This window comes from Acinetobacter sp. WU_MDCI_Abxe161, from assembly GCF_025514355.1.
GTDB lineage: Bacteria > Pseudomonadota > Gammaproteobacteria > Pseudomonadales > Moraxellaceae > Acinetobacter > Acinetobacter pittii_E.
The window spans coordinates 53026-66270 of record NZ_JAHPTU010000013.1 but is presented as its reverse complement, the minus strand read 5'-3'; the positions used below and the strand labels follow the sequence as shown (position 1 = coordinate 66270).

Sequence of the window (13245 nt, the reverse complement as noted above, 5' to 3'; positions counted from 1 at the left end):
AATAATTAAATAAAATATTTTTTAAGTTATTGTTTTATAAAATATATTATTATTTTAATTTTATAGTTTCACAACTCCTAAGCCTCGAAGATCTGTTTGATTATCAACGTGTTAACTTATCTTCATATGCATGAATAAAGAATATCAATAAAAGCAATTGTTTGTTTACCCCTTTTTTGCCTAAAATAAGCTATTCGAAATGAAACCATATTTTTTAGGTAGCTGTCGCCATGACCTTTGTTGTCACTGAAAATTGTATTAAATGTAAATACCAAGATTGCGTAGAAGTTTGTCCTGTTGACTGTTTTTACGAAGGTCCGAATTTCCTAGTGATTAATCCGGATGAATGTATTGACTGTGCATTATGTGAACCAGAGTGCCCAGCAAATGCAATTTTCTCTGAAGATGAGTTACCAGAAGGTCAAGAAGTGTTTATTGAATTAAATGCTGATCTTTCTCAAAAATGGCCTAACATTACTCAAATTGGTGACCAACCAGCTGACCGTGAAGAATGGAACGGCAAACCTGATAAATTACAATATCTTGAAAAGTAATTTCAAAAAAGATCAGCAACCGCTGATCTTTTTTATACCCTATTCAAACATTTCATTGCAAATTCCTCGTAATTTGTGCACTGTTTTGCATTAAAATAGCCGCAATATTTATAAGTGCTTAATTTTTCTTATGCGGAAGTTTTTGCAGAGTTTGGTACCTTTATGCATAATCCCAGCGGTTATGGTAGGTTGTGTCAGCTCTCCCCAACACACAACAACAGGCAAAACCTCTCCAAGTGGTAAACGAATTTTTATTCCACAAGAGCGCGTTATTATCGAGCGCCCAATTCGCCCTAAAGTTGAGCCTGCATCTTATCGAAACTGGTTAAGTTCTGGTGAAAATTACCAGCGTGTTCGTGAGTACGAAAATTTCTTAACCCGAAACAATGTCGCAGGTATTGTGCCAAGCTTTGAGCTATTACGCTCAGCACGTGATTGGCAAAAATGTGGACGTTCAGAATATGCTGTGCCTAACCGCGAACTATGGGGAAATTCTTTATCGACCCTACGCGTATTTAAATATTTAGTGGCAGCAAAAGTTCTCACTGACTTTGAAGTAACTTCGGTTTATCGAGATTTACCTTTAAATGAATGTGCGGGTGGCGCAAGCTCATCTAAACATTTATTTAACTCGGCAATCGATTTCCGTATTGGTCCTGAGTTTCCACAAGCTCAAGATTATGCATTTATCGAAAATACCAAGTTTAAACTTTGTCAATTCTGGGCTCAGCATGGTCAAAGCTTAAATATGGGTATTGGCTTATATAGCTCAGGACAGATTCATATCGATACACAAGGCTATCGTACTTGGGGCCCTGACCTCACCCGAAACAGTTCAATGTGTAATTTCTAATAAAAAAACTCCTTTCAACCGAAAGGAGTTTTTTTATTGTTCATTTCCCAATCAACCAAAATTTCTTGAAACGAAGATTTTTGCACTCTATGCATAAACGTTTAAAATAGCTCGATCAACATATAGGTAAATTTGATTATGCAGCAGATGTGGACAGACATTGACCAATATATCGATTCACATTTAATTCCCGAAGACCCGCGACTCGAATATGCATTAAAGAATACCGACGAACACGGCTTTTCAAATCATCTTGCAGTGGCTCCTAACCAAGGAATGTTCTTGCAGATGCTTATTCAAATGAATAAATGCAAACGAGTCTTAGAAATCGGAACCTTTGCTGCATACAGTACCATCTGGTTAGGCCGTGCATTACCTGAAGACGGTTATTTACTCACAATAGAAGGCCGTGCGACTCATGCAGAAATGGCTCAAAAAAATATCGATCACGCCAATCTTCCGGTAAAAGTCGACCTTCGAGCTGGCCGTGCCGCCGATATCCTCTCTGCAATTGAGCCTGAATCTATCGAACCTTTTGATTTTATTTTCATTGATGCAGATAAACAGGGTTATCCTGAATATTTAGAATTGAGTTTGAAATTTTCGAGATCTGGCACCATTATCGTGCTCGATAATGTAATTCGTGCAGGTGATATTTTAAATCCTGAGAATAAAAAACCGAGTATTGAAGGCATCCGTGAAATGTTTAAAGCCTTAGAAAATCATCCAAAAATTCTGTCTTGTACAGCTCTGCAAACGGTTGGCTCAAAAGGTCATGATGGCTTCGCAATTGCAATTGTGAAATAATGGTTAAAAAATCATCTTTTTTATTTTATTATTTATAATCAATTAATTACTTTTATTACTGTTGCTTTTCCATATAGTTATCCACAAGATTTGCGGATAACTATATGCAAATCTCATCATTTAGCTACTAATAACGGTACAGTCGCGTTTCGGAATATGGTTGTCGCAATACTTCCCAAGAAGAACTGGTGAATTTTGCTATGGCTAAATGCCCCTAGCACAATGATCTGAATACCGTGCTCTTGTTGATACTCTAGAATATTCTGCGCGACATCACCATAACGATAAACGGTAACTACATCTAAACCCGCTTGTTTAAGATAATGCTCAGGTTCATTTAATATTTCTGGATGATCACCTACATACACTAAATGACATTGCAGTGTTCGCAATAAATCACTTTGAGCAATACGGCGCATCATTTTTTGGCATGTTGGCGAGTATTCATAAGCAAAGATAAATCGGGTTGGGACTTTAAAGTTTTCACCAATCGTCAAAACTGTACAGTTCGCACCGCGGATGAAGTTCTCGACATTACTACCAATTGGTTTATGTTTTTCGGCGGCTCTTTCCCCGACTCGACCTAAAATGACGATATCATTTTCATGTAAGAGATTAAAACTTTGTTCTAAAAAATCACCTTTTTCTTGGATTTTTGAACTGGTAATTCCGTGTTTTTCTTGAATAAGATCAGAAATGTGACGAAGTAAATTATTGCTATAGTCTAATGCGAGTTCACTTTGTTTTTGCTCTAGCTCAGCTAACTCTTTTAGCAGCATTGCATTGCTTTCAAAGCCGATTACCCCACTAATTTCACCAAGATGATAACTGGCTGGGTAATAGTCCAGAATTTGTAATAATACAAGTTCCCGTCCGGTTGCTTTAGCAACCCATGCTGCTGCATCTGCAATAGCATTAATACACGGTGATGAGTCAATACACGCAATAACACGGTTCATGTTAGCCTCTCTTCTTCAGGTCTATTGCCTTGGAGATTATTATTAAAACTTAGCTTTAACTTAACATAGATAAAAATTGGTATGTTAAGGTTTATGTATAAAAACCAACTTTTTTGTTTAAAGATCAAACATTTTATTACATTCTTAAAACTGCATTATTCTCTTAAGCGAATAAATTTTGCGGGATTCCCACCGATAATATGGTAGGGCTCAACATTCTTGGTCACCATACTATTCATCCCGACCACAGCATGTTTACCGATTTTTATACCGTCTTTGATCCCCACATGTGCACCCAACCAAACGTCCTGCTCAATTTCAATTCCTTTAGAAGTGACAGGCTGTTGGTAAAGCGGGCGGTCTAATTGCATCCCATGATCAAACGCATATAAGTGACAATATGCTGCAATTCGAACTTGATCATGCAATTTTATGCCAGCTCGTCCACCATCTAAAATACAATGATGATTAATCGCGACTTCGTTACCGATTTCAAGCGGTCCATGTAATGTGCAATCAGCCGCAATAAAACTATTATCACCAATGATAATTTTGCGCCCCGGCTCAGCAAAAATGTGTGCTAAGGGTGAAATAAAACAATTTTCACCAATCTCAACGGTTTCCATATCCATTAAATAGGCTTGATATTCTTTTTGCCACTCTTTAGCCCAAGCACGATTTTTAGGTTTTAAACTCCAATATAACCATGGCATATAGTTTAAGCGATGCTTATGTTGCTCACGATATTTCAATAAGGAATCAGTCATCTGTTAATTCCTCTTCTATTTTTAATTCTTCACGACCACGGGTTACATCTCTAAGTTTTAACGCCAGCGGTTCAATTTGATGTATTTGTAATCGTGCCTCAATATCTACACCCGTTGCTGTGTAAGTTTCCTGATATTCAATTTGTTGTTGAGTCAGCTCATATTGGAAGATCGCCCATTCATTAAAATGGCAAGAAAAGTAAATTGTCTTTTTCGCAATGAGTTCAATGCGTTCAGCCAACAGTAAACATTGTCCAGCACAACCCCCATATGCTCTAACAAGGCCGCCTGTTCCTAGTTTTATTCCACCATACCAACGGTTAACCATCACAATAATATTGGTTAAGTCATTCCCTTCAATAGTTGCCAAGATTGGACGCCCTGCTGTTCCTGACGGTTCACCGTCATCGTTAAAGCGTACGTTATGCCCAATTTTCCATGCCCAACATTGGTGAGTGGTCGAGATATCTTTGTTATATTCTAAAAATTCTTTAACTTGCTGTTCATTTTCGACTGGCGCAGCGATGGCCTGAAATCTGCTTTTTTTAATTTCTTCTTCAAATGTAATCTGTGATGCAATCGTAAAAGCCATAAATTAAATAAAGCATAATAAAAATCAAATTATAACGTGAATTTAAAAGAATCAAACCCATAAAAAAGCCCCGAATCTCGGGGCTTTTTTTATTATCTTTCTCGTAATGCTTCTTTGGCTTTATTAAATGGTTTAAGTAAGTAATCCAGTACTGTTTTTTCACCAGTACGAATATCTACTGTTGCCACCATACCCGGCGTAATTCCAAATGCTTTACCTTCTTTATTATAAAGCTTGTCAGAATCAGTGCGGATATAAACACGGTAATAGAATTGGTCTTGTTTAACCTCATCACGAATCGTGTCTGGTGAAATAACCGTAACTTTACCTTTTAAACCACCATAAATTGAGTAATCGTAGGCAGTAATCTTAACCAGAGCTTCTTGTCCCGGACGAATAAAGGCAATGTCACGCGGCAAAATACGCGCTTCAATCAGCAGTTGCTCATCGATTGGTACAATCGTCATCAGTTTACCGTTTTGTGGAATAACACCACCATGCGTAGTCACCGCAATTTCTTTTACAACCCCTCGTACCGGCGCTCTAAACACTGCACGATCTAAACTGTCACTACGGCCCAGTACGATTTGTTGCTGTGTTTTACTATCAGTCGTAGCTTTAGATAGCTCTTCACGTGCTTTCACATAATACTGGTTCTGCGCATCATTCATTTTGTTTTGCAGATCATTTGCTTCACGGCGTAGACGTAAAACCTCGACCTCACTTGCTGCACCTTTTGCAACTAACGGCTCTGTCATTGCCAGTTCTTGTTGCACCAGTTGTAAAGCCTGTCTTAAACCTGCAAGCGTTTGCTCAAGATCAGCGCGACGCGAGCGGTATAGCGCTGTTTCTTCTTGTACAAGCTTTGGTTCTTTCATCACAATTTCAGGGAAAACCAAAGGTGTACCATTTACTTCCGCACGCAAACGCGCTGCTGTCGCTTGAGCAGAGATCAGTAAAGATCTTGATTCACCGACATTTGACGCAAAACGGGTTGGATCAAGCTGCGCAAGAATTTGTCCTTTTTGAACAATGTCGCCTTCTTGTACATTCAGCTTGGTTAAAATACCACCTTCTAAAGACTGGATGACCTGTTCTTTAGATGATGGAATCACTTTACCCGTACCGGTAGAAACTTCTTCAAGTTTAAATACCCATGCCCAGATAAAGAAAATAACTAAACCGATTCCCACAATCCAGATTACTAAACTGGCACGTGGTAATGGTGGCTCACTATAAGAGACATTCATTGAACGGGTGAGTTCTTGTTGTTGTTCGCTCATGAATTACCCCCTTGGCTCACTTGTTTTTGTTGGGCTGTTGATTGATTAAGGACCTGATCTCTTGGACCATCCATCACGATTTTGCCTTCGTTAACGACAATAATACGGTCCACCAGATCTAAAACAGCTCGGCGGTGGGTCGCAACGACCAAAGTACGATGTGCTAGCCAAACTTTTAAATGATCAATCAGTTGTTTCTCTGCCACATCATCAATCGCTGCTGTCGGTTCATCCAGCAGTAGAATGTTAGGTTGACGAATCAATAGACGTGCCAGTAACAATGCTTGTTTCTGACCACCAGAGAAACCAACACCACCTTCTAAAATCAGATGATCTAGCCCTTCTTTTTTCTCTTGAACAAAAGGTAATGCACCCGTCACCACCAAAGCACGAAGAATATCTTCATCTGTTGCAAGTGGTGCACCTAAAGTGAGGTTTTCACGAATCGTACCGTAGAAAAGATGTGCATTTTGGTTGAGTAGGCCCATATCACGGCGTACATCAGATGGGTCAATTAAAGAAAGATCAAGACCATCTAAGTGCACTGCACCTTGAGTTGGAACTTGCATACCAGATAGAAGCTGAAGCAGTGTCGATTTACCTGCACCATTACGGCCTAAGATTGCAATTTTTTCACCAGCACGAATTTTTAAATGGCGAATGGCCAAACTTGGTTTCGGGTCTTCTTCTCCATATTGGAACAAGACATTTTTTAATTCATAGTCGCCATTTAAAACAGCTTTATGTACCAGATGCGAACGGTCCGCCTGATCGATCGGGCGTTGCATGAGTTCATCAAGACTTTGTTTTGCAACTTTCGCTTGCTGTAAACGACCTAACACACCTGTAATTTGTGCAACCGGGCCTAACATACGTGAAGATAAAATTGAACACGCAACTAAAGCACCCGTAGTCATTTCACCGTCCATCACGGCAAAACATCCCACTAACACCACAATTGCATAGGTCAAGCCTTGAAGCATTTGAGTCCATGCCATTAAGGTCCCAACAATTTTACGCTGTCTCATCCCGATATCGGCGGAAACTTCGTTCATGTGGTTCCACTGGTTTTGGAAACGAGACTCAGCACGTAATAGTTTGATATCTTCAATACCTTGTACCGCTTCAACAAGAATCGCGTTACGGATTGAGGATTCTCTCATACCTTCTTGTGCGAGTTGCGCTAGTTTCTTCTGCGCCAGAATACCCGGCAAAAGCATAAGAGGCACAACCAGCAACATCACCCAAAACAGTTTTCCACCAATAATGGCAAAGATTATTAGGAACAGGAAAAAGAATGGGAAATCGGCAATTGCACTAATGGTGGTTGATGTCACCAATTCACGAACCCCTTCGAGTTCACGAATCTGGGAAATAAAACTACCGGTAGATTTTGAACGGTCTTTATTTTTGATGCGTAAGGCATGACCAAATACACGATCAGAAACACGTAAGTCAGCACGTTTACCAATAATATCGGACAAATACACTCGCGATATACGTAAGGTAAACTCAAAAAGAGCTGCAATCAGTACACCACCTGCCAGTACCCATAAAGTCGGAATAGACTGTGAAGGTACAACGCGGTCATACACTTGCATTGAGAAAATAATGGTTGCCAGTGCCAACACATTGGCAATGAGTGAGGCAAACATAATATCAACGTAGCGTTTCCAGTCTCTTAGAACGATTGACCAGAACCAGCTCGCTTCATATGGCTTGATATATTCATCAATACGCGCATCGGGAATAGAGGTTTCAGGGCGCAGAATATAGACATTCTTAATTGTAGTTTTTAAGACATCTAAGCTTAAATTTTGAGAAAGGCCATGATCTCCACTAAACTGAATACTGACGTTTCCTTGAGTATCAGCTTTATCAATTACACCGACTTGACCGTCATTGAACTCGACCATGACAGGTAAACGCCATGGGTTGAGCAACTCTAAAGAAAATGGCACTTTACGTAAATTGAGTCCAACTTGACGTGTAATGAGCTGTAAAACATCATCAAGATTTTGATTTTGGTTCCAGTCAAGTTGTAAACGAATTCTTTCTTCTGAAGGCTCAATTCTATAATGTTTAGCAATCGTCAAGACTGCCTGTAACCAGGGCTGGTAGTTTATTTTTGTCATCATGGTTGTACTTCGAACCCCTGAATTGAAATATTATTTAAGTCATAAGCTTGGCGAGAACGTCCTGTTGCTGCAATGTACTGAACAATACTGCTGTAAATATCATAACGTGCAGTTTCGAGTTCTGAATTAGCACTATGAATCGCTTGTTCGGCATTTAATAAATCGACCAATGAACGTGTACCGAGTTTGTACTGTTCTTGATAAAGCTCACGTGTACGAACTGTCGTTGCTTGGCGATTTGCTAAAACCTGCATTTGTCGTTGTTTATTTTCAATTTGCTCACGGCTGGTTCTGATCTGATCGAGAACATCCAGATAAACAGAATTCACTTTAGATTTAGCGGCTTCTTCTGCATAACTCGCCATTTTTACCTGAGAAGAAACTGCTCCACCTTGATAAAACTGACTGGTTGCTTCAAGCATGACCGAACTATACAGACCATCGTCTTCATCATTATTTGGATTTTTGCCATTAATGGCCTGACTCAAAGAACCTTTGACTGCCAAAGTTGGATAACGTGTTAAACGGGTCTGCTCTTTTTGCGCTTTAGCGACTTCAATACCCGCTTGAGCTGCGATCATTTTTGGAATGGTATTAAACTGAGGCTCACCATATAAATCAGATACTTTCACCAAATCATCTGAAATAATCCATCCCGTTCGAGAAACATCGCCACCCAATAATGTTCTTAAATGCTGCTGATATTGACGTAACAATGATTGCTGAGCAATCAGACCAGACTGAGCAGCTTGCAAATAAGATTGGGCTTGAATTGGATCGGCTTGGCTACTAATACCGGCATTTGCACGTAAATTAGCGATTTCCTGAATTCGCTGAATACCTGCAATTTGCTGTTCGGCAATTTTATTTAACTGAAGATAGCGCTGAATATTGATAATCGACTGTGCAACATCAAGTGCAATATCATCAATGCTGACCAGAACATTGGCCTGCTCGACTTGCAGCTTAGCCTTCTCAACCGATACACCTGATTTCACTTTACCAAAATCATAGAGCATTTGAGTTGCATTTAAAGTCAATAACTGCCGACCACGCTCACCACTGCTCAAGTCACCTGTGGTAATACCACCTGAAATTTGAGGGTAATAACCCGCCTTTGCAACATCAATACCGGCGTTTTGGCCAGCTAAAGTTGAAATGGCTTGGGAAATATCAGGGTTACGCTGGATTGCGATTCTCACCGCTTCCTGCAACGTCATTTTCCTTGATGGCAGAGTTGAATAAGATGAAGCTGCTCGATCATTGAGTTGAACAGTCGGAAACTCCTGAACTCTAGAACGATCTAGCTTAAAATTACTCAGCTCTTGCATTTTAGCAACTTTAAATTCATCACTACTTTTAGGGGTAAAAAGCTGCGATAAGTTGTTTTTCAATGTGTGATATTGCTCACTTGGTTTAGCGGCATATATCACCATAGGTACATGCAATGTAGTTAAAAGCATCAACCCTTTCAGGAAAGCCGGCTTTTTACATGTCCTTTTTACTCTTCTCTGGTTATATCCAATCATGCTTGTCTTGTTGATCTTGTTTGTTATCGTTTAAAAGCTTCTACATTCTACATATTTTTTTGCATAAAGAAGCATAAATGAAGGAATAATTCACACATTATTTTTTCATCAATTGTTTGGGATAATTTATTGTTTTTTAAATATAAATATAAAAAAACTAAAAAGAGGCACTGACCTCTTTTTAGCCAAACAGATTAACTTTTTTATTTAAACTGTAAAATCGTCACCTAAGTAGACTTTACGTACCTGTTCGTTATCCAGAATTTCTTGTGGCGTGCCTTCGGCAATTACAGCCCCTTCACTCACAATATATGCACGTTCACAAATTGCTAGAGTTTCACGTACGTTATGGTCAGTAATGAGTACACCAATACCACGATCTTTTAAGGTCTGGATAATATCTTTAATATCACCAACCGAAATTGGATCGACACCGGCAAATGGTTCATCAAGTAACATAAATTTAGGATCAGCAGCCAATGCACGTGCAATTTCAGCACGACGGCGCTCACCACCAGACACACTCATGCCCAATGAATCTTTAATATGACTGATTTTAAAGTCATTCAATAATTCAGTAAGACGTTGCTGGCGCTGTTGCTTATTTAAGTCTTTGCGTGTTTCTAAAATAGACATAATATTTTCAGCAATTGTTAGCTTTCTAAAAATAGAAGCTTCTTGCGGGAGATATCCAATCCCTTTACGTGCCCGTTCATGCATCGCCAAATCAGACATATCAAGATCATCAAGGTGAATTTCACCTTTATCCATACGCACGAGTCCAACAACCATATAGAAACTTGTTGTTTTTCCTGCACCGTTAGGGCCTAGCAAACCAACAATCTGTCCACTTTGCATACTAAAAGATACGTCTTTGACGACCCAACGTTTACTATAGTTTTTTGCTAAGTGCTTAATACACAAAGTTTGGGGTTGTTGAAGAGCTTGTTGCATTAGTCACGCGCTCCTGGGAAACTTTTTGAAGTTGATGGCGGAATAATAATCTGAACACGGTTAGATGATGAGCCTTGTGCTTCAACATCGCCTTTATTCATACTATATTTCAGTGAGTTACCACGAATACTTGAACCATCTTGATATAGATATGCACCGCCAGTCAAAGTAATAATGCCTGTATCTGCATTATAAACAATGGTTTGACCCTCGCCTCGTGCAACGCCTTTGTCTGCACTAATTTGCTGTTGGAATTTAGACGGTCTACCTTTGGCAGTAATCGTTTGAATTTCACGCTTAGAGTTTAGAGTAGCCACAATTGAGTCGGCTTGAAGCTTCATCGTACCTTGCTCAATCACGACATTACCCGTATAAGTCGTTAAACCCGTTTTCTCATTATAAGTTGCACGGTCTGCCACTAACGAAATTTGTTGATTACGGTCAGACGGTAAAGCAAAAGTCGAAGCAGATGATAAAGCAACGAATGTAATTACCGCAGCTTGTTTTAGGAAAGCTGAAGAACGTTTTAAATTAAGACTTTGGTGCATACTTTCCTCGAATATTAAAAAATTCGTACTGACCATTATTCAAATTGGCTTTTAGTCCTTTGCTGACAAAATCGCCTTGCGGAGATTGAACAACGACCTGATGATTCGTTTCAATTTCTCTGGTTTTTGGATAGCCAGTTAACTCATCAGTATGGAATTCAATCTTTCCTTGTGGCGCAAGTTTAGTAGCGACCACATTGCCCGATAATATAACTTTACGGTTATCATCGTAGCCATTTGCCTGTTTTGCAAAGAACGTTGCATCAACTTTGCCATCTTTATACATCGAGGCATTGAGTTGATCCAACTTTGATGTTTTTTGTTGCATATCCTGTTCAAGCTGACGAACTTCAGCACGAATATACAAATTGCCTTGATCATCAGTTTGAGTCAAATGGACGCCCTGCGCTGAATATGTCATATTCTTCGCAGAACCAATGTCTAGTTTTTTTGCCTTGCCACTATAGTAGTAATAACCACCACTTATAGCAGCAACTACTACAGCAACAATTGATAAAACTCTGGTATCCATGAGCAGGAATAGCCTACCTTTTTAAGTAATCTTATTATTAATGCGGTACTGCAAGATATTTTTCAAGAAGTTCTTGGTAAATGCCTTTTGCGATCAGCAACATATCACAGACCTCACGTACAGCACCACGCCCGCCCATCGATTGCGTAACCAAATGCGCACGGCGACGTACTTCTTCATGACCATTTGGCACAGTAACACTCATACCTGCAATCGCAAAAGCAGATAAATCAGGCCAATCATCGCCCATATACAAGCAATCAGACGGCAAAATATTAAACTGTGCACATGCTTCACGCAGCGCAGAACCTTTGTCTTCACGCCCTTGAAAGACTAGATCTACACCTAAGTCAGACATGCGTTTTTCAACAATATTACTTTTTCGGCCTGTAATAATGATGACTTTCATGTTCGCTTGCTGCACAAGCTTCATGCCTAAACCATCACGAATATCGAATGATTTAATTTCATCGCCACTATTGGTTAACGTTACAAAACCATCACTCAAAATACCATCAACATCCAGAACCAATGCCTGTAAATGACGTGCTTGTTCTAACAATGCATAAGATGCCATTGATTAATTTACCCCTGCCTGAATAAGGTCATGCATACTAATTACACCAATCACTTTATTTTGGTCATCGACCACCACAAACTGACTAATTTTTTTCAGGTTAAGCTGTTGTAGAGCTTCTACCGCACGTGCTTCTTGAGAAATAGTTGACGGTTTCTTTGTCATCACTTCAGAAACAGGCAAAGTCACATCGAAACCTTGCTGTTTATCAATTAAACGGCGCAAGTCACCATCGGTGAAAATACCAAGTAAATGGTCTTGGTCATCTACAATCGTGGTCAAGCCTAAACGTTTATTAGAGATTTCATAAAGTACTTGATTCATTGGCGTATCTGGTGAAACTTTTGGCAGTTCATCGCCTGTATGCATGAGGTGTTTTACATGTAAAAGTAAGCGTTTACCCAACGCACCTGCCGGATGCGAACGAGCAAAATCATCTGCAGTAAAACCACGTGCCTCAAGTAAAGCGACAGCCAGTGCATCACCCAAAACTAAAGTTGCTGTCGTACTCGACGTAGGCGCCAAACCTAATGGGCAAGCTTCGTCAGACTCGCCTAAAGTTAAAGCGATGTCGGCATTTTGCGGCATTGGACCTTTATCATCACGGCTAATGGTAATAAGCGGCACGCCAAGATGTTTGATTAACGGCATCAACATCATGATTTCATCACTTTTTCCAGAATTGGAAATCGCAATTAAAACATCTCCACGAACCAGCATTCCCAAATCGCCATGCCCAGCTTCGCCCGGATGCATAAAGAAAGAAGGTGTACCAGTTGAGGCGAAAGTTGCAGCCATTTTACGGCCAATATGCCCTGACTTACCCATGCCAGTAATCACAACACGACCTTTACACTGTAACAATATTTCACAAGCTCGATTAAAACTGTCACCAATTTGTGTTGCTAACACGTCTAAGGCTTGTTGCTCAATACGCAATGTTGCTAATGCGCTGCTTTGGAAATCTGTAGGATTGGGCATACGAGTTTGACTCAAAATAATTGATCTGATCTCTTGTGAAGATCGGTGATTTTAATCAAAAGATTTGGGGGCATTCTAACATAACTCAATCACCTACACGTTTTTAAATGTATAAGATTTCACAAGCTTATAAAATTCTTGCATAAAACTTTGTGAAAAATGATGCATCAG

Annotated in this window: 14 protein-coding genes; 3 read left to right on the top strand and 11 right to left on the bottom strand. The window is 39.6% G+C overall.

Features of this window, described 5'->3' with window-relative positions:
- Positions 1-230: 230 nt before the first annotated feature.
- The 3 genes from fdxA to KTI78_RS14205 all read left to right on the top strand — a co-directional run bounded on the left by fdxA (position 231) and on the right by KTI78_RS14205 (position 2214).
- On the top strand, positions 231-554 hold the full coding sequence (gene fdxA, locus KTI78_RS14215; protein WP_003650851.1) for a ferredoxin FdxA: 324 nt from the start codon (positions 231-233) through the stop codon (positions 552-554).
- A 130-nt stretch (positions 555-684) separates the two neighbouring features.
- Entirely contained in the window at positions 685-1407 is a 723-nt protein-coding gene (locus tag KTI78_RS14210; protein ID WP_239969079.1) for a D-Ala-D-Ala carboxypeptidase family metallohydrolase, read from the top strand.
- Positions 1408-1545: 138 nt separating this feature from the next.
- Complete coding sequence (locus KTI78_RS14205; RefSeq protein WP_239969077.1) at positions 1546-2214, top strand: O-methyltransferase; 669 nt, start codon at positions 1546-1548, stop codon at positions 2212-2214.
- Between the two features lie 116 nt (positions 2215-2330).
- On the opposite strand, the gene KTI78_RS14200 is transcribed toward KTI78_RS14205, so the two are convergent.
- The 11 genes from KTI78_RS14200 to KTI78_RS14145 all read right to left on the bottom strand — a co-directional run bounded on the left by KTI78_RS14200 (position 2331) and on the right by KTI78_RS14145 (position 13074).
- Complete coding sequence (locus KTI78_RS14200) at positions 2331-3173, bottom strand: universal stress protein (RefSeq protein WP_002115820.1); 843 nt, start codon at positions 3171-3173, stop codon at positions 2331-2333.
- Positions 3174-3328: 155 nt separating this feature from the next.
- The gene (locus KTI78_RS14195; RefSeq protein WP_262446463.1) at positions 3329-3940 is read right to left on the bottom strand and encodes a DapH/DapD/GlmU-related protein; all 612 of its coding nucleotides are present in this window, start codon (positions 3938-3940) and stop codon (positions 3329-3331) included.
- On the bottom strand, positions 3933-4532 hold the full coding sequence (locus tag KTI78_RS14190; protein WP_224992517.1) for an IMPACT family protein: 600 nt from the start codon (positions 4530-4532) through the stop codon (positions 3933-3935). Before KTI78_RS14190 ends, KTI78_RS14195 begins: the two co-directional genes overlap by 8 nt.
- 92 nt (positions 4533-4624) lie before the next feature.
- On the bottom strand, positions 4625-5815 hold the full coding sequence (locus KTI78_RS14185) for an HlyD family efflux transporter periplasmic adaptor subunit (RefSeq protein WP_016141535.1): 1191 nt from the start codon (positions 5813-5815) through the stop codon (positions 4625-4627).
- On the bottom strand, positions 5812-7953 hold the full coding sequence (locus tag KTI78_RS14180; RefSeq protein ID WP_016141536.1) for a type I secretion system permease/ATPase: 2142 nt from the start codon (positions 7951-7953) through the stop codon (positions 5812-5814). Before KTI78_RS14180 ends, KTI78_RS14185 begins: the two co-directional genes overlap by 4 nt.
- Positions 7950-9416, bottom strand: a complete 1467-nt coding sequence (locus KTI78_RS17675) for a TolC family protein (protein ID WP_016141537.1) — start codon at positions 9414-9416, stop codon at positions 7950-7952. The genes KTI78_RS14180 and KTI78_RS17675 overlap by 4 nt, the downstream gene beginning before the upstream one ends.
- 273 nt (positions 9417-9689) lie before the next feature.
- A complete protein-coding gene (gene lptB, locus KTI78_RS14165) occupies positions 9690-10436 on the bottom strand; it encodes an LPS export ABC transporter ATP-binding protein (protein ID WP_009389082.1) in 747 nt (248 codons plus the stop codon).
- Positions 10436-10984 carry a lipopolysaccharide transport periplasmic protein LptA gene (gene lptA / locus KTI78_RS14160; protein WP_002122334.1) on the bottom strand — a complete coding sequence of 183 codons (549 nt, stop codon included), beginning with the start codon at positions 10982-10984 and terminating at the stop codon, positions 10436-10438. Before lptA ends, lptB begins: the two co-directional genes overlap by 1 nt.
- Entirely contained in the window at positions 10968-11516 is a 549-nt protein-coding gene (lptC, locus tag KTI78_RS14155; RefSeq protein WP_262446461.1) for an LPS export ABC transporter periplasmic protein LptC, read from the bottom strand. Before lptC ends, lptA begins: the two co-directional genes overlap by 17 nt.
- A 37-nt stretch (positions 11517-11553) precedes the next feature.
- Positions 11554-12093, bottom strand: a complete 540-nt coding sequence (locus KTI78_RS14150; protein WP_016141540.1) for a KdsC family phosphatase — start codon at positions 12091-12093, stop codon at positions 11554-11556.
- 3 nt (positions 12094-12096) lie between these two features.
- Positions 12097-13074 carry an SIS domain-containing protein gene (locus KTI78_RS14145; RefSeq protein WP_224992514.1) on the bottom strand — a complete coding sequence of 326 codons (978 nt, stop codon included), beginning with the start codon at positions 13072-13074 and terminating at the stop codon, positions 12097-12099.
- Between the last annotated feature and the right edge of the window lie 171 nt (positions 13075-13245).